The organism is Pseudidiomarina donghaiensis, assembly GCF_900116895.1.
Classification (GTDB): Bacteria; Pseudomonadota; Gammaproteobacteria; order Enterobacterales; family Alteromonadaceae; genus Pseudidiomarina; species Pseudidiomarina donghaiensis.
This window is the reverse complement of the sequence record NZ_FPCF01000002.1, coordinates 1-16,308: the sequence shown is the minus strand read 5'-3', so window position 1 is coordinate 16,308 and position 16,308 is coordinate 1. Positions and strand designations below refer to the sequence as shown.

At 47.6% G+C, this 16,308-nt stretch carries 14 protein-coding genes and 1 rRNA gene; 11 read left to right on the top strand and 4 right to left on the bottom strand.

Going from position 1 to position 16,308, the window contains the following annotated elements; genetic code table 11:
• The gene (locus tag BM334_RS05935) at window positions 1–1,146 is read right to left on the bottom strand and encodes a PQQ-dependent sugar dehydrogenase (protein ID WP_092839390.1); all 1,146 of its coding nucleotides are present in this window, start codon (window positions 1,144–1,146) and stop codon (window positions 1–3) included.
• 130 nt (window positions 1,147–1,276) lie between these two features.
• On the opposite strand from BM334_RS05935, the gene BM334_RS12690 reads away from it, so the two are divergent.
• Window positions 1,277–1,702, top strand: coding sequence for a hypothetical protein (locus tag BM334_RS12690; RefSeq protein ID WP_177215038.1), 426 nt, complete (start codon window positions 1,277–1,279; stop codon window positions 1,700–1,702).
• Between the two features lie 41 nt (window positions 1,703–1,743).
• On the opposite strand, the gene BM334_RS05925 is transcribed toward BM334_RS12690, so the two are convergent.
• Complete coding sequence (locus tag BM334_RS05925; RefSeq protein ID WP_092839386.1) at window positions 1,744–2,658, bottom strand: hydrogen peroxide-inducible genes activator; 915 nt, start codon at window positions 2,656–2,658, stop codon at window positions 1,744–1,746.
• Between the two features lie 159 nt (window positions 2,659–2,817).
• Between BM334_RS05925 and BM334_RS05920 the strand changes: the two genes are divergently transcribed.
• The 6 genes from BM334_RS05920 (at window position 2,818) to BM334_RS05895 (ending at window position 8,637) form a co-directional block, all read left to right on the top strand.
• Window positions 2,818–3,369, top strand: a complete 552-nt coding sequence (locus BM334_RS05920; RefSeq protein ID WP_092839382.1) for a peroxiredoxin — start codon at window positions 2,818–2,820, stop codon at window positions 3,367–3,369.
• Between the two features lie 80 nt (window positions 3,370–3,449).
• The gene (locus BM334_RS05915; protein WP_092840014.1) at window positions 3,450–3,977 is read left to right on the top strand and encodes a carboxymuconolactone decarboxylase family protein; all 528 of its coding nucleotides are present in this window, start codon (window positions 3,450–3,452) and stop codon (window positions 3,975–3,977) included.
• Between the two features lie 261 nt (window positions 3,978–4,238).
• Complete coding sequence (locus BM334_RS05910; protein ID WP_177215036.1) at window positions 4,239–5,513, top strand: Zn-dependent hydrolase; 1,275 nt, start codon at window positions 4,239–4,241, stop codon at window positions 5,511–5,513.
• A gap of 60 nt (window positions 5,514–5,573) precedes the next feature.
• A complete protein-coding gene (gene ccoG, locus BM334_RS05905; protein ID WP_092839375.1) occupies window positions 5,574–6,989 on the top strand; it encodes a cytochrome c oxidase accessory protein CcoG in 1,416 nt (471 codons plus the stop codon).
• Window positions 6,982–7,986, top strand: coding sequence for a serine/threonine protein kinase (locus BM334_RS05900; RefSeq protein WP_092839372.1), 1,005 nt, complete (start codon window positions 6,982–6,984; stop codon window positions 7,984–7,986). Before ccoG ends, BM334_RS05900 begins: the two co-directional genes overlap by 8 nt.
• Before the next feature lie 42 nt (window positions 7,987–8,028).
• Window positions 8,029–8,637, top strand: coding sequence for a thiol:disulfide interchange protein DsbA/DsbL (locus BM334_RS05895; protein ID WP_092839369.1), 609 nt, complete (start codon window positions 8,029–8,031; stop codon window positions 8,635–8,637).
• A 117-nt stretch (window positions 8,638–8,754) separates the two neighbouring features.
• Here BM334_RS05895 and yihG read toward each other — a convergent pair whose 3' ends face one another.
• On the bottom strand, window positions 8,755–9,660 hold the full coding sequence (gene yihG, locus BM334_RS05890) for a 1-acylglycerol-3-phosphate O-acyltransferase, YihG family (RefSeq protein ID WP_092840011.1): 906 nt from the start codon (window positions 9,658–9,660) through the stop codon (window positions 8,755–8,757).
• 137 nt (window positions 9,661–9,797) lie between these two features.
• Between yihG and BM334_RS05885 the strand changes: the two genes are divergently transcribed.
• From BM334_RS05885 to BM334_RS05875, 3 genes are read left to right on the top strand one after another with little or no spacing between them, the layout of a single operon-like run.
• Entirely contained in the window at window positions 9,798–10,457 is a 660-nt protein-coding gene (locus BM334_RS05885; protein WP_092839366.1) for a hypothetical protein, read from the top strand.
• The gene (locus BM334_RS05880) at window positions 10,454–11,872 is read left to right on the top strand and encodes a Y-family DNA polymerase (RefSeq protein WP_092839363.1); all 1,419 of its coding nucleotides are present in this window, start codon (window positions 10,454–10,456) and stop codon (window positions 11,870–11,872) included. The genes BM334_RS05885 and BM334_RS05880 overlap by 4 nt, the downstream gene beginning before the upstream one ends.
• Entirely contained in the window at window positions 11,856–15,023 is a 3,168-nt protein-coding gene (locus BM334_RS05875) for an error-prone DNA polymerase (RefSeq protein ID WP_092839360.1), read from the top strand. Before BM334_RS05880 ends, BM334_RS05875 begins: the two co-directional genes overlap by 17 nt.
• Before the next feature lie 40 nt (window positions 15,024–15,063).
• On the opposite strand, the gene BM334_RS05870 is transcribed toward BM334_RS05875, so the two are convergent.
• Window positions 15,064–15,612: a gamma carbonic anhydrase family protein gene (locus BM334_RS05870; RefSeq protein ID WP_092839357.1), complete on the bottom strand. Its 549-nt coding sequence runs from the start codon at window positions 15,610–15,612 to the stop codon at window positions 15,064–15,066.
• Window positions 15,613–16,150: 538 nt separating this feature from the next.
• Here BM334_RS05870 and BM334_RS05865 point away from each other — a divergent pair.
• Window positions 16,151–16,308: ribosomal RNA gene (locus BM334_RS05865) — 16S ribosomal RNA — on the top strand; the annotation flags it as partial.

Here is a 16,308-nt window from a genome sequence, read left to right as displayed (position 1 = left end):
TTATTGTGCCGGTTTAATTTGAATAAGCTGACCGTTGCGATCATCGGTAATTAAATAAATATAACCATCCGGGCCTTGCTCAATATCGCGAATACGTTGTGTCACGGCTTCTTCAAACAAGGTTTCCTCATGCATCACGCGGTCGCCATCAAGATCAAGGCGCGCAACTTGAGAGCCTTTTAGAGCGGCGACTAGTAAATCACCTTTCCACGCCGGAAATTTATCACCGGTGTAAAAAATCATGTTGGAGGTAGCAATAGAAGGTACCCAGTAATAATGCGGTTGCACGGTACCTTCTACGTGAGTTTTGTCGCTAATAATGCTGCCATCGTAGTCCACGCCGTAGGTGGCTTCTGGCCAACCGTAATTGTGCCCGGCTTCGGGGATATTGATTTCATCACCGCCTTTCGGGCCATGTTCAACCGTCCACAGTTTGCCGGTAGTCGGGTGTATGGCGGCACCTTGAACGTTGCGATGGCCAAACGACCAAATTTCCGGTAAAGCGCCTTGTTTGCCAACAAAAGGGTTATCACTCGGTACGCTACCGTCGGGCTTAATACGTACCACTTTACCGTGATGATTATCTAAGGTTTGTGCGTCATTCATGGCCGAATAACGGTCACCCAGGGTAATAAACAAATGGCCGTCAGGTGCAAATACTAAGCGAGAACCAAAGTGCGCGCCGCTTTTATATTTCGGTGCGCCGCGAAAAATAACCTTGCCGTTGGTTAAGCCATTGGCCGTTAATTTGGCCCGCATAACCGCTGTACTATTCCCTTCACCACCTTGCGGATCCGCTTCTGAGTAGCTCAAATAAACGTATTGGTTGTCGCCAAAGTTAGGGTCTACCGCAATGTCGAGCAATCCGCCTTGGCTGCGGTCGACCACTGCAGGAACGCCACTTAAAGGCGAGCTAATGTCGCCGCTTAATGTCACCCGGCGTAAGGTGCCTGACTTTTCGGTGATGAGTAGATCGCCAGCAGGCAAAAACGCCATTCCCCACGGCTTTTCAAGCTTGTCTGCTAGGGTACTTACCGTCACTTTATGACGCTCAGTAGAAACCGTCTCCGCCAAGGCATCAGTACTGCCAAGACCACTACCAAATAGTGCGGCGGTAACCGCAAGCGCAACTAATTTGCGTAACATGGAACGCTCCTTAACGTGAAAATTTACAAAGCTTTACTAAAGTAAATATAGATTAAATCCAATTTTGGATTGATTTTTTTAGCTACAATTCTGATATCACATGATATTAACAAGCGACCAAGGAGCTCAAATGGCAACCTTAAAACGCAATGCATTACGTGCAACGGCTTTAATTCTCGCCACGTTACACCTAACCGCGTGTGGCACTATTCTCTACCCTGAGCGCAAAGGTCAAGTCAGTGGACAAATTGACCCAGGCGTTGCCGCACTGAACGGTATTGGCTTACTGTTTTTCTTAGTGCCGGGCGTTATAGCATTTGCGGTCGACTTCTCTAACGGTACTATTTATTTACCGGGTACAGCCTCAGTAGACGGTAACACCGATATACGCGTCGTTAAAACCGGTAAACATTTAACCCCAGATCAGCTGCAGGAAATTATTTCTGCTGAAGTCGGTCAGCCAGTAGACCTGACTCAGGCTCGTGTGCACAGCGAAAAAGCGCCTGATCAAGCCAGTATTGCGCCGCGTTTAGAGCAATTACAAACGGCGCCTTAATGGGTCGTGCCAACGAGGTGCTTAAGATGGCACGTAAGCCGCTATTTTAATAGCGGCTCAGGCAATAACTGCGCAATAAACTCAGCTAACCGCCGGAATGTTTGCCGGCGGTTTGTTGTTGGCCGATACACCAACCCAATTTCACGTGAAGCTTGCTGCCCTGTCGGTTGTAACGCGACCAAATCTGTACCATTCAAAATACCTCGGTCAATTGCCATTTGCGGTATAAATGTCGCGCCTAATCGTGCGTCAGCCATTTGCACCAAACTATGTAGGCTGGTGGCGGTGAACGGGTTAATCTTGGTTGAGTCTGCTAATTCACAGGCGGCAACCGCATGCCCCGTTAAACAGTGCTCTTTTTCCAGTAGGAAAATTGAATTATCAGGTAGCTGATTGTATTGAACCGGCTCATGTAAATTGTCAGCCATTGACTGGTGCATAACTAACTTGAACGGGTCGCGGCCTAACACATAGCTTTGGTTGCCTTGCAGATCAACTGGCAGTGCTAAAACCAACACATCAAGCTCGCCGTTACGTAGCAGGTGCAATAAATTTTCTGTCGTGTCTTCGCGAATATTCAGTTGCAACTTGGGGTAATCAACCTGCAATTGCTTGGTTAAAGGGCCCACCAAGAATGGCGCAATAGTTGGAATGCAGCCGAGGCGTAACGGGCCTTCCATAATTTTGCCTTGGCTTTGCGCAAAATACAGCAGCTCTTCGGTTGAGGTCAGTATACGTCGCGCCTGCTCAACTACTTCTTCGCCCATGCCAGTAAACAAAAACGACTTGTGATCGCGTTCAATCAGCTGGCAGCCTAATTGTTCTTCTAAATTCTGAATGCCGCTACTTAACGTCGATTGGCTTACGTTGCACGCCTGCGCTGCTCGGTTAAAGTTCTGGTGCTGGTGTAGCGCCAATAAATAGCTGAGGTTTTTTAAGCTAGGTAGCTTGCTCATTCAATGACCCTCTCAAAGCCTTAATTAGTATTTTCGATTATAGTAATCCGTTTTATTCGTTTTAACAAATTTTGATGTGCGCCTATGATAGTTCCCGAGCTAAGGCAACGGGCCTTACACAAATTTCCCTAAGACGATTTGAAACAAGGAGCAAAACGTATGTTAACAGTAGGCGATAAATTACCAGAATTTGAAGTTGTAGGTGTTAAGCCTGGTTTCAACATGCCTGAAGAAAACGGCGAAAGCGCGTTCGAAACTATCAACAACGAAAGTTTTGAAGGTAAATGGAAAATCATTTTCTTCTATCCGAAAGACTTCACCTTCGTATGCCCAACTGAAATTGTTGAGTTCGCGAAGTTAAACGAAGAATTCGCAGACCGCGACGCTATCGTATTAGGCGGCAGCACGGATAACGAGTTCGTTAAATTGGCATGGCGTCGTGAGCACCCAGACCTGAAAAGCTTGAACCAATGGTCATTCGCTGACAACGGCGTGAAGTCTTTGGTTGACGGTTTAGGTGTACGTGACCAAGTTGAAAACGTTGCTTTACGTGCCACTTTCGTTGTGGACCCACACGGTGTTATTCAGCACGTGTCAGTAAACAACTTGAACGTAGGTCGTAACCCAACAGAAGTACTACGTATTTTGGACGGCTTACAAACTGACGAATTGTGTCCATGTAACCGTGCAGTAGGCGGCGACACCCTGTAAGCAGACATCACATCCCCCCACATAACGTGATGTCTTTAGGTGCCGCATTTGCGGCACCTTTTTTAAGCGGAGGAATTGAAATGAGCATTGCAGATTACAAACAAGGCTTGGGTGAACACGGTAAAGATACCAAACTCAATTTGTCGAACCTGTTCGGCAATGTCGATACCTCTGGTATGACCCCAACCCAGTTTTATGGCACCGCCCTGTCATTGGTATACTCAATTGGTGACCAAGAATTAATTGACGCGGTAAAAGCCGAAGCTGAAGGCAACATTGAAGATAACGTGGATGGCGCAGCAAAGCTTGCGGCAACCCTTATGGCGATGAACAACGTGTACTATCGCTTTTTACACCTGTGCACCGACAAGCAGTTTACTAAATTGCCAGCCGGCTTACGTATGAATGGCATGGCCAACCCAGGTGTTGATAAAGCAGATTTCGAGTTGTACTCGCTCGCAGTATCGGCCTTAAACGGCTGTGGTATGTGCATTGACTCACACGTTGGTGTATTGCTGAAGCACAACATTTCAGCGCAAGTAATTCAAGCATCGATTAAATTGGCGGCGGTACTGAACGCAGCAGCAACCGCAAAACGCATTGCCTAATTTAATTGCTTGATGTCACATCTTTGTCACAGGCGCTGTTTATAGTGCTGTGAAACTTCCCTGAGATCTGGTTGTTCTCTTCTTGCCCGGCACCCGCCGGGCTTTTTTTAAAGCCGTTACTCGTTATTCGACCGCTTCGCTCTTCGTTATTCGAAAACCCACAACCCAAAACCCAAATTGAGCTTCTATACTATCTTTAACGAATAACGACGTGTACGAACAGCGAAGCGTACGAAACACGAACAACGAAGTGGACGAATTATGGAGATCAATGCAGAGCGACTGAAAGCCAACCTACTCGAACTTGCAAAAATAGGCTACAACGAACAAGACCGCGGCATGTACCGCATCGGCTTTACCGATGCCGACATGCAAGGACGGCAATGGTTACAAGACAAAGCGAAAAGCGCTGGGCTTGAAACCTATATGGACGGTGCGGGCAATGTGTTTTTTGGCCGCGGAGCGCGAGATAAGCCAGTGGTACTTATGGGCTCACACATTGATACCGTGCCTGCAGGCGGCATTTTTGACGGTGCCCTTGGCGTTATGGCTGCTCTTGAAGTTATTCAAACTATTCAGCAACAACAACCGAACATAGACACGCCCATTTGGGGTGTTGCCACGGCCGAAGAAGAGGGTCGATTTGGTGGTATGCTGGGTTCGCAAGCCATGTCTGGCTGCTTGAATCCCGATTGGCTATTGTCGGCCCATGACGCCGATGGCGTGTATTTGAAGGACGCTATGGCTGCACAGGGTCTGGATGCCATGCAAGCACTTGATGCGGCGTGGCGCCCCGAACAGCTCAAGGCTTTTTTGGAGCTGCATATTGAGCAAGGCCCTGTGCTGTTTCAACAAGACCTGCAAATAGGCGTTGTGGATGGTATTTCTGGTGTGTTCAAGTGGATAGTTCATCTGAAAGGGAAAGCCGACCACGCAGGAACTGCACCCATGGATATGCGTAGCGATGCGTTTATGGGGCTTGCTGATTTTGCCCACGAAATCGATCGGATTATTGCTGAAAACGGCACGGACAAAACGCGCATCACTGTTGGTAAAGTTGAACTCAAACCAGGTCACCCTCATACCGTTCCTGGTGAAGCTGTATTTACCATTGTTGGGCGCGATATGGACGAAGGCGTCATGAAAGAACTCGCCAATGCGTGTCGTAAAACATTGTCAGCGATTGCGCGCAAGCATCGCCTCATGTTTGAGTACGAGCAGGTAAGCTGGCTTGAGCCGAAGCATTGTTCGGGCGAATTAACAAACCTAATTGAAGCGCAAGTGAAACACCGTGGTTATTCTTATACGCGTATGCCGAGTGGTGCCGGGCACGACACGCAGTTTATGACCGAGGTCACTGACGCTGGCCTTATTTTTATTCCGTCAGTGAATGGGGTAAGTCATGCGCCGGACGAGTGGTCGCACTGGCATGATGTGGAAGCCGGCGCAAATGTGCTATTGGACACTATTGTTGCCATTTGCGGTGTTGATCGCGATCAAAAAACGGCCGGTAACATGTTGAAAAAGCCTAAATAGGCATACAAAAAGTATGTATAATCGGGCTTATTTTCTAGTCCAAACAGAAGCGGTATGGCTATGGAACAAAAAATTGAAGTGCAAGCGGCCGATAAAGTAAAAATTCATCGTCCTGACCCCAAACAGCGCAGCAATGAATACTCGCCACGTAACCGTATTTATGTGCGTGATGTAAAGGGTACGTTGGAATGGTTTCGTCGCAGTTTCGGTTTTATCTTGCTGGCGCTATTTGCTTTATTGCCGTGGCTACAGTGGAATGGCGAACAAGCCATTTTGCTTGATATTGCCGAGCAACGCTTCCGTATTTTTGGGCTAACCTTGTGGCCACAAGATTTCACTATATTGGCTTGGATTTTCATTGTTTCTGCATTTGCTTTGTTCTTTGTTACCACCTTGTATGGCCGTGTTTGGTGTGGCTTTATGTGTCCACAAACCACCTGGACGTTTATGTTCATGTGGTTCGAGAAAAAATTTGAAGGCTCTCGTAATCAGCGTATGTCGCTTGATAAACGGCCATGGGACTTTGACAAACTGTGGCGGAAAACCGGCAAGCAAATTTCTTGGGTTCTATTGTCACTGCTAACCGCATTAACATTTGTTGGTTACTTTACGGATGTTCGCGCCTTGTTTGTCGACTTTTGGACTTTTAATGCCGGGTTCTGGGCGGCTTTCTCGGTGTGGTTTTTTGCCTTTTGTACGTACGGTAATGCGGGTTACATGCGTGAGATTATGTGCACCCATATGTGCCCTTATGCGCGTTTTCAATCCGCCATGTTTGACAAAGACACAGTAACCGTTTCATATGACACCAAACGTGGTGAGCCACGTGGTGGTCGTTCTCGTAAAAAAGACCCCAAAGAGCTTGGTCTTGGTGACTGTATCGACTGTTACATGTGTGTGCAGGTATGCCCCACCGGCATCGATATTCGCAACGGCCTGCAATATGAGTGCATTAACTGCGGTGCTTGTGTTGATGCCTGTAACGACGTGATGGATAAAATGAATTATCCGCGCGGCTTAATTCGTTTTACCACCGAGCGCAATTTACAAGGCGGACGCACCCACAAAGTGCGCTTTAAGAGCGTAGGCTACTTTGTGGTGATGATTATTATGACCGCCTTATTAATTTGGGATATCACTACCCGCTCGCCATTGCAATTTAACGTGCTGCGAGATCGCAACCAGCTATACAGTATTAATATGGATGGCTGGGTGCAAAACGTGTTTACTCTGAAAATTCAGAATAAATCCCAGCAGGAACAAACCTTAGTAATTAGCGCAGAAGGCTTCTCGCGCAGTAAACTTTTGGGTGACGCGACCATAACCGTTGCAGCAGGCGAAGTGGCAACACGGCCGATAACCTTAGCTGTGCATCCAGATGACGTGACCGAGCGCGTGCAAGATGTTACCTTTGTGGTTAGTTCAGTCACTGGTGATGTTCGTGAGCAACACGTTACTCGATTCCTCTATGAGTGATCATTCTACTCAGCACGATTTTAGCTTTCAAAATCTGACGCCCGAGCGCATCGCCGATGCGCTCGCGCACGTTGGGGTTGATCCACAATCTGGTTTATTAGCGCTAAACAGCTACGAAAATCGCGTGTATCAGTTTATCGCCGATGACAATAAACGCTATGTCGCTAAGTTTTATCGCCCTGGGCGTTGGCAAGAACAACAAATATTAGAAGAGCATGCCTTTACTCAAGAATTGCTTGATGCCGAAGTGCCAGCGGTAGCACCTTTGGTGTTAAACGGTGCTACCTTGCATAATTATCAAGACTACCGCTTTACAGTGTTTCCAAGCGTGGGTGGAAGAGCCGTTGAGCCGGGCGATCTTGATCAACTTGAACGTATTGGTCGCCAAATAGGACGCATGCACGCAGTAGCTAAGCAGCAGCCCTTTAATCATCGGCCGCGCTTATCATATCAAGAGTTTGTCACAGATGCGGTGGCTACTTTACGAGATTCACCATTGTTGCCAGATAATTTGCAAGAAGCTTTTTGGGCTATTGCAGAGCCGTTAGTAAAACAGCTCAGCTTGGTAAGTTTAGACGCATTTCAATGCCAACGTTTGCACGGCGACTGTCATTTAGGCAATATGTTGCTGCGTGAAGAGCAGCTAATGTTTGTTGATTTCGATGATGCTCGCAGCGGGCCCGCCATTCAAGACTTATGGATGATGCTCGCGGGCGATAATCGCGCTGAGCGAACATTGCAGCTAGATATATTGCTCGAGGGTTATCAAGAGTTTTGTGATTTCGATAGTAAAGAAGTCGCTTTAATTGAACCCTTACGCGGTTTTCGCATCATACATTATATGGCGTGGTTAGCTCGTCGTTGGAACGACAGTGCTTTTCAACGTGCGTTTCCATGGTTTGCTGAACAACGTTATTGGGAACAGCAAATTCTCACGCTCAAAGAACAATTTTCCGCGTTGCAAGAGCCGCCATTGGCACTGCAGCCTACGTATTAAATGTATCAGTAAGATTTTTCAAAAAATTAGGAAGTTATAAACATGAAGACGTTGTTAATTGGTTTTCTCGCATTGTTGGTTATGCCTATGTCGGCACAAGCGAATGAGGAAAAGTTTAAAGAAGGTGTTCACTATAAAGTGATTGCTGAAGAAGGCACCAAACGCCCAGAAGTTAGGGAGTTTTTCTCGTACTACTGTATTCATTGTTATCGCTTTGAAATAGTGGCGGCAGCAATGAAAGAAGCGTATCCAACGACATTTGAAAAATCGCATATTGTTTCGCACCCAACTTTACGTCTTATGGCGCGTGGTATGGTAGCAGCGAAGCTATTCAAAAAAGAAGAGCCAATTGGCAAGGCGTTCTATGAGCGAATTCACGATCAGAAAAAGCAAATAAACTCTGAGGAAGATTTAAAAGCAATTTTCCACGTGCATGGCATTGAGGCTGAGAAGTTTGAAAAAGCAATGAATCATCCACTGGTTGAAAAGCAGGTGAATGAAATGGAGCGCAATATGATTAAATACAATATCAAGGCAACGCCAACGTTCATTGTGAATGGTAAGTATGAAATTATTACCAGTGGTTTTAACGGTAGCAAAGATGTTGTTGGCGACCTTGTGGAAGCTGCCGGCTACTTGATGAAGAAGTAACTGAAGAGCAAGAGCGATATTCGCGATTAGCGATCAGATATTGGAACAGTAAGAACGACTTTAGCTTTGTGAAAGCCCTCCATCTGGAGGGCTTTTTTGTCTGATATCCGATATCTGTTAGCTGATATCGCTTTTACTCTTCATCGCGTCAATTAGTTGATCTTTGCGCTGCCAGCGGCTATTCAGCCAGCTTTGAAAATGAGTTTTAAATGCTTCATCGTTGAAGTAATCACCAATTAAATCATCGGTTACTGGTAACGTCTCTACATTCACGTAAATATCACGTAGTTGGCCAGATAATAGCTGCCAAACCGCTGGGCGTTTATCATCGGGGTAGATAATAGTGATGTCCAAAATAGCGTCAAATTGCTGGCCCATAATCTGCAAAGCAAACGCCGTTCCGCCAGCTTTAGGAGCAAGTAAATGTTTGAAAGGACTTTGCCGCTTCGCATGTTTTTCAGGTGTAAAACGTGTGCCTTCACAAAAGTTAATGACCGTAGTTGGAATATGGCGAAACTTTTGACATTTCTTTTGTGTGGTTGAAATGTCTTTGCCTTGTAATTTAGGGTTTTTGGCAATTTGCTCGCGTGAATAGCGTTTCATAAATGGCATGTCTAGCGTCCAGCACCCAAGCCCAACAATAGGCACCCAAATTAATTGATGTTTTAGAAAGAAGCGCGGCATAGGCATGTTGCGACATGATAAATGCATTAATACCAATATATCGACCCAGCTGCGGTGGTTAGCCAAAATCATATACCAGCGATCGCGATGCAACTGACTATCTCCTTCTATATGCCAGCGCATGGGTTGGGTTAAACGAAAGGTCGCCGACATGGCGTAGCCCCATAAGCGAAACAACCCATTTGCCCAAGTTGAAAACATACGCTGCACCGCTGGTATGGGGAGGAGCAATTTTGGCAAGCCGACTAAAATAATGAGAGCGCCAATAATTCCTGTAGACACTAAAGCAAAAGTAAATGTGATGATAAAGCGAAAAGGAATTAATAAAGTTGTCAGCATAGTCTCAGTGCGTTCGTCGCAAATAGTTGGTGTGGTGCGCATATGATACCCCATTGTGAAAGACTTGCCAGTTTCCCAAAAACGCTCTAAAGTATACTGTATATTTATACAGTAATTTATGGCTTTCGTGAGGGGTTATGGCGTTTCCAGCACAAGTTGAAGCCTTGGTTAAGCAAGGGCTGGTTTGGCAGGGGCAGCAAGCGCCGCTGCATAAATCACCAAGCTCTGTGTTAACAACAGGTTGGCCCGAGCTCGATCAGCGTTTGGGCGGTGGTTGGTTGCAGGGGTGTGTACATGAGCTGCAATTGCAGCTGCCTTTTATTGGTGAGCTTGCGTTGCTTTTTCCGTTGTTGTCGCAGCCTAATATAACCAGCCTATGGGTTAACCCTCCCGCGGTACCTTATGCGCCAGGGCTTAGCTATCAAAATATTGCTTTGTCACAACAGGTGGTTGTGCAAGAGCCCGACGATACGTTGGCATTATGGGCGGCCGAGCAAGCGTTACAAAGCAAAGCGGTTGATCTTGTCTTGTTTTGGCATGCCTCGGGGTTATCGGCTGCTGCCGTACGCCGCCTGCAGCAAGCTGCTGAAGCGGCGCAAAAAACGGTTTTCATCATAACGGCAACACAACCTGAAGATGACGCGCGAGCTTATGCAATGCGTTTGCGTTTAACTTCGCCTTTAGGGGGGTGCTCGGCGCTACAGATAGCCGTGCTAAAACGCCGCTATGGCTGGCCATTACCACCATTTTCGTGCGCAATAGAAAGTCGCTTACCAAAGCGTCGGCGGGCGTTATGAATACTTGGGTGTATTTACACTTTCCACACCTATTGCTGGACTATCAACAGGCCCTGCAGCCGCCAGAGCAAAACCAAGCGCCGTACGCTTTGTTTGAAAGCCATGCGGCTAGGCGCACTTTGGTTCAAGCCAATGCGGCGGCTCTGCAAGCTGGGGTTAAATTGGGCATGGCCGATGTGTTAGCGAGCACGCTCGCACCGAATTTACGTGTGCAGCGTTATTCTTTGTCGCAAGAGCAGCGTGTGCTAACGCAGCTTGCTCAAGTGCTTTATCAAGACATAGCGCAAATTGTTTTATACCCACCGCAAGGCTTGTTATGTGAAGTGCGTAGTTTGGTGCGCTTGCATGGCGGTTACCAAGCGGTGATGGCGCGCTTGCAGTCACGTGTTGAGCAATGGCCGTTACGTTATTGCTTAAGTAGTGGCTATAGCCCTCTTGCAGCAAAACTACTTGCTGAGGCGGGTACGCCGGTGGTTACTGATGACGGTGACAGCGTGCAGCAAGCAATAGCTGCGTTGCCAATACAACATAGTGGCCTAGCGGGCAGCCATATTGAAAAGCTATGCCACGTTGGTTTTATAACTGTAGGCGACTTATTAAAACGCCCACCAGCTGAAGTGGGTGTGCGCTTTGGCCGAGCCGTCATGACTTATATGGCCGAGTTAAGCGGTACGTTTAAACCGCCCCAAGCGTTTTATCATCCGCCTGATAAGTTTGATGAAAAAGTAGAGCTCAGCAGTGAAGTATCCAGTTGGGTGCAGTTACTTTTTCCGCTAAAGCGCTTGTTGCAACAAGCTGAAAGCTTTCTGCAAAGTCATCAATGGAGTACAAGAGCCCTCGTTATTCGCGCGCATCATCGGCAAGGGCCGAGTACACAGGTTTCTATTCAGTTTGCCCACGCGGTTTGGCAGCACCATGACTTATTGCAATTGAGTCAGTTGCATCTTGAACGCCAACAATTGCGTCAGCCGGTGTTGGCGTTAAGTGTTCGATTACAACGCCCAGAGCCACGACAAGCCAAGCATGCGCAATTGCTAGCTGGCGCAACAACCGGCCACGATCAGCTCAGTGCGTTGGTCAGCCGTTTGCAAGCTCGCTTGGGGGAACGCAGTGTACAAAGCATTCAGTACACCGAAGATTGGCGCCCAGAGCGTCAAGGTGGTGTGCAGCCGTGGCAGTTTGGGCAACAACCACAACCACTGAAGCAACAGCGGCCTTGCTGGTTGCTACCGCAAGTGCAACCGATTAATCGCCAACAGTGGCAGCTACAGTGGGGGCCTGAGCGTATTGTCAGTGGTTGGTGGGATGCCAAGCCAATAAAGCGTGATTATTACATTGCGGTTGATCACGCCCAGCGCCAAGGGTGGATTTTTCACAGTCAGCAAGGGTGGTATTTGCATGGCTGGTTTACCTAATGGTGCAACGGTGAGCTTGCCAACGGCACAAGACACACGCCCTGCCGCCCTACACTGCTTAAGTAATTTTAGTTTTTTGCGTGGGGCTTCGCATCCACATGAGTTGGTTGAACGGGCTTGCCAGTTGGGCTATCAAGCCTTGGCTATTACCGATGAGTGCTCGGTAGCCGGTGTGGTGCGTGCTTATGTTGCCGCACGCAATAAACCGTTACGGTTAATTATTGGTAGCGAATTTAACTTGCCAGAACTGGGTACTTTTATTGTCTTGGTGCGTAATCGACAAGGGTATGCTCAGCTCTGTCAGCTCATTACCAAGGCGCGAAACCGTTGTAAAAAAGGACATTATCAAGTCACCTTATCAGACTTTGTTAGCACCCTGCCCGACTGCAATTTGCTTTGGCGGCTGCCCCAAACAGATAGCGGCGCAGAGTTAATTGAACAAACTTTTGTCACACTCAAACAGCATTATCCCGCAAGGCTTTGGCTAGCTTATGGGCGTCATTATCAAGCACATGATGCCGACAGCTATCGCTGGTATCAGCAGCTAAGTGAAGCGCATAAGGTGCCCGTCGCCGCCGTTTGTGAGGTTTATTATCACCAGCCAAAGCGACAGGCCTTACATGATGTGCTTGTTGCTATACGTCAACGGCAACCTATTGATAGCCTAGTTACACAACTTAAGCCAAATCAAGATTATTGCTTACGCAGCCCTAGTGAACTAACAGGCTGTTATCCGGAAGCGTGGCTTGCGCAAACAATTGCCATCGCCAAACAATGTTGCTTTTGTTTAAGTGAATTGCGCTATGAGTACCCAGCTGAGCTAGTTCCTGAAGGTAGAACAGCCACCGATTATTTACGCGAGTTAACTTATGCTGGCGCCGCCTTACGCTTTCCCGAAGGGCTACGCACTGAGGTGCAAGCCAAATTGGAAAAAGAGCTCGCCTTAATTGCACAGTTAAATTATGAATATTTCTTTTTAACCATTCATGACATTGTGCAGTTTGCCCAGCAACGCGGCATTTTGTATCAAGGTCGGGGGTCAGCGGCCAACTCGGTAGTGTGTTATTGCTTACAGATTACGGCAGTGAACCCCGATCAAATCGATGTGCTATTTGAGCGCTTTATCTCAGCTGAACGTGACGAGCCACCAGATATTGATGTCGACTTTGAACATGAGCGACGTGAAGAAGTCATCCAATATATCTATCAGAAATATGGGCGTCACCGAGCGGCGTTGGCGGCAACGGTCATACGTTATCGCTTACGTAGTGCTTTGCGTGATGTCGGTAAGGCTCTAGGGTTTCATGAACAGGAGCTGAGTCATTATTTACGCCAGATTGATCGGCGCGATGGTCAACAAAGTTGGCAAGAGCAGTTAGCAGAAAAGTTTCCGGGCTTACAAGCCAGCTATCGTGGGCGTTGTTTGTTAAAGCTCACGCAAAGTATTTTGGGCTTTCCCCGCCATCTATCCCAACATGTCGGTGGCTTTGTGATTGCCGCGACACAACTGACTGATCTTGTTCCTGTTGAAAATGCCAGCATGCTCGATCGTACAGTTATTCAGTGGGACAAAGACGATTTAGAAACCTTACACCTCATAAAAGTTGACGTGCTTGCCTTAGGTATGTTGACAGCGTTGCGTAAAATGTTCGCGTTAGTGAAGCAACACCACCAACGCGACTTAGGTCTTGCAGATATCATCCAAGAAGATGCCGCCGTATACGGTATGTTACAGCGAGCGGACTCCATTGGTGTGTTTCAAATTGAATCGCGGGCACAAATGAACATGTTGCCACGACTGCGGCCCTCGACGTTTTATGATCTGGTGGTACAAATAGCGATTGTACGGCCAGGCCCCATTCAAGGTGACATGGTGCACCCTTACTTACGTCGTCGTGCCGGTATAGAGCCCGTCACTTTTCCCAGTGAGGCGGTACGTGAAGTGTTACAACGGACGCTCGGGGTGCCCATTTTTCAAGAGCAGGTTATTAAGCTGGCTATGGTCGCTGCTGGCTTTAGTGGTGGCGAAGCTGATCAGTTACGCCGAGCCATGGCAAATTGGAAAAGTAGCGGCGAATTACGGCAATTTGAAAGTAAACTGATTGCCGGTATGCGAGAACGTGGATATAGCGATGAATTTGCGCAGCGCATTTTTCAACAGATATGTGGTTTTGGCGAGTATGGCTTTCCCGAGTCCCATTCGGCCAGTTTTGCCAATTTAGCTTATGCTTCGGCGTGGCTAAAATACTATTACCCCGCGGCGTTCTACTGTGGACTGCTGAACAGCCTGCCCATGGGGTTTTATTCAGCGAGTCAGCTTATTCAAGACGCGAAACGGCATCACATTAATGTCTTACCAATCGATATTCAGCATAGCCAGTGGCATCACCAACTTGAGTTAGGGCAACATGGGCTGCAGTTGCGTTTGGGCTTACGTTTAGTTAAAGGCTTACGGCAAAGCGCGATTGATAAGCTGCTAAGTCAACGTCCACAAGGCGGATTTAAACACCTGCAGCAGCTACGAGCTGCTGGGTTAAGCGGCGCAGACTTACATAAACTAGCGGCGGCCGATGCGCTTCAAGCATTAAGCGGGCACCGGCATGAAAGCCAATGGCAAAGCTTAGCACTACAAGTTGAGCAGCTCCCCCTTTTTGCTGAAGCAACAGCGCCGAATAACAATGCCACTAGTTATGATCTTCAAGCCCACCCTTTACCACCGCCGGCAGAGTTTCAGGACGTCGCCGTTGATTATAAAACGACGGGCGTCTCTATTCGTCGTCACCCTGTTGCGCTACTTCGCGAGCAGCAAGGGTTAACAGGCTATAAGCTGGCCAGTGAGCTGGCGCAATGTCGGCATAAGCAGTTGGTGCGCGTGGCGGGGTTAGTGACGTGCCGGCAACGGCCGGGCACTGCCTCAGGGGTTACTTTTGTGACTTTAGAAGATGAAAGTGGTTTAGTAAATGTGGTGATTTGGCAACAAACCGCACGTTCTTTTCGGCAAACATTTTTAACTGCGCAGTTGTTAAAAGTGAAAGGCGTGGTTGAAATTCATGGTGATGTTATCCATGTCATCGCGGGGCACCTCGAAGACGGAACTGAGCAGTTAGCACAACTGGGCGTCGCTGCTAACCGCTCCCGTGACTTTCATTAAGCTGACTTATATATAACAGCCTTATACTTATATAGATTACTTATATAGAAGTGACGTGCAGTAAGTAGTCTTCTTTTAATAGCACATAGTTTGCCGCTGACTGTGGTAAGAAATTCCGCTCCGCTTCAGTCAACTGGCGAGCTTCTTTCACTGGGCTACCAACATAAAGGTAGCCGCTACGTAATGTTTTGCCTGGAGGTACCAAGCTACCTGCGCCAATAATAACGTCGTCTTCAATTATGGCACCGTCCATAATCACCGCCGACATACCAATAAGTACACGGTTACCAATAGAACAACCATGCAGCATTACGTGATGACCTACGGTAACGTCATCGCCAATAATCAGTGGGTGTCCTTCAGGGTTGCCTTCGCTGCTACGACTAACATGCAGCACGCTATTGTCTTGCACATTCGTGCGTGCACCAATGCGTATCTGGTTAACATCGCCACGCGCCGCCACCAATGGCCAAACACTACTATGCTCACCAATATGTACGTCGCCAACAATGACAGAGCGGGAGTCTATATAGACATGCTCCCCAATTTGCGGCTCAATACCCCGATAGCTACGAATATCTCCATTCATGACCACTTACCCCGTTAATTCGCGAAAATGTTACATTTTTGATCTGTGATTCAACTTACATAAAGATTAGCAGAAAGCCTTATTGGTGGCTAATCCGACAGTTTCCGTTGCTTTTTACCGCGCTTCGTTCACAAAAACAGCAGTCGGCAAAAAAACACCTAAAAATGTGAAAAAGGCGCTTGACGCAGCCAGTTAAATCTCTAAAATGCGCCCCACGCTTGAGGCAGACAACGAAGTCGCCAAAAGCACAAGTTTTGAGTCTGAAAAAAATTAGCCCAAGGGCTTGACACAAAACTTCGAGGCTGTAAAATACGCGGCCTTGCTTGCAGAGATGCAAGCCGCTACTTCAGCGAAGTAAGCGAACGTTCTTTAACAATATACCAAGCCAAGCAAACTGTGTGGGCACTTACCGGATTCAGGCAGAGACGCATCTTCGGATGCAAAAAAGGTCTTTAGATTGACCACCTGACTGATTGGAAAAGTGCTTAACAAATTAGATTTATTAAGTCATTGATTCAATGGGTCGATTAAACACTTTAAACTGAAGAGTTTGATCATGGCTCAGATTGAACGCTGGCGGCAGGCCTAACACATGCAAGTCGAGCGGTAACAGAGAGTAGCTTGCTACTTTGCTGACGAGCGGCGGACGGGTGAGTAATGCTTGGGAACTTGCCTTTAGGAGGGGGATAACCACGG